Source organism: Streptococcus pseudopneumoniae, assembly GCF_001070815.1.
GTDB lineage: Bacteria > Bacillota > Bacilli > Lactobacillales > Streptococcaceae > Streptococcus > Streptococcus pseudopneumoniae_P.
Window position 1 is genome coordinate 44457 of sequence record NZ_JVLX01000051.1, and the last position, 1166, is coordinate 45622.

The 1166-nt window shown below is 38.3% G+C and carries 1 protein-coding gene; it reads right to left on the reverse strand.

Annotation, left to right across the window (positions count from 1 at the left end; translation table 11 throughout):
* Positions 1-1166: MucBP domain-containing protein (locus ADG81_RS09115; RefSeq protein WP_049551234.1), on the reverse strand; the 1166-nt coding region annotated here is incomplete at both ends.

The window sequence follows — 1166 nt, forward strand, 5'->3', positions numbered from 1 at the left end:
TTAGGCTCTGGTTTTGGTTCTGGCTTAGGCTCTGGTTTTGGTTCTGGCTTAGGCTCTGGTACGGCTTTTTCCAGAATGTAAACATAAGTGACTTCAAGAGTTTGACCTGCTACAACCTTGCCTGTTTCATCACCTTTAGTACTTTGAGGAACCAGTTTATATACTTTACCATCTGCTGTAGTTATGCTTGTTGGTTTTTGATCTCTTGTATCGTAGTCAGTTCCGGCTTTGGCATTATCAGTATCCGTAACCGTTGGAGTCACTGGTTGTTGATTTTCATTGGTTCCTTGAAGAGGATTGCCTTCTGTATCAACATAATGAACAAGGACTGAACCGGCTTTTTCATAGACATAGGTTACTTCTGTTGTTCCTTCTACTACGTCTCCTGTTTCAGGTTTAGAACCGTCTTTAAGAGCTTTTTCTGTTAAGTAGTAAACAATTCCGGATTTTTCGATTTTCTCTGGTTTATTATCAGTTGTATCGTATTTAGCGTTTAGAGAGGCACCTTTAGTGTCTTCTTTATCTTCAGCAATTACGTTACCTTCTGTATCAACGTAGTGAACCACTACATCACCAGTTACTTCTTTATAAACGTAAGTAACTTCTGTTGTTCCTTCTGTTACTTTTCCGTTTTCAGCACCTTTAGTTGCAGTTGGTACTAATGCGTATTTCTTACCATCTTTTGTAGTGATTGTAGCTGGTTTATTGTCAGTTGTATCGTATTTAGCGTTCAGAGAAGCACCTTTAGTATCTTCTTTATCTTCAGCGATTACGTTACCTGCTGTGTCAACGTAGTGAACTACTACATCTCCAGTTACTTCTTTATAAACGTATGTTACTTCAAGAGTTTGTCCTGCTACAACCTTACCTGTTTCATTTCCTTTAGTTGAAGCTTCGACCAATTTGTATACTTTTCCTTCAGCAGTTGTGATACGAGTTGGTTTCATTCCGTTATCAGATGTGTTGTAGTCTGAATTTGGTTTACCATCTTTAGTATCAACAGCGTCTGCTTGAAGTATATTTCCAGCTTCGTCTACATAGTGAACTACTACTTGTCCTGCTTTTTCGTAAACGTAAGTTACTTCTGTTTTACCTTCTACTACGTCTCCGTTTTCTGGTTTAGAATCATCTTTAAGAGCTTTTTCTGTTAAGTAGTACACAGTTCC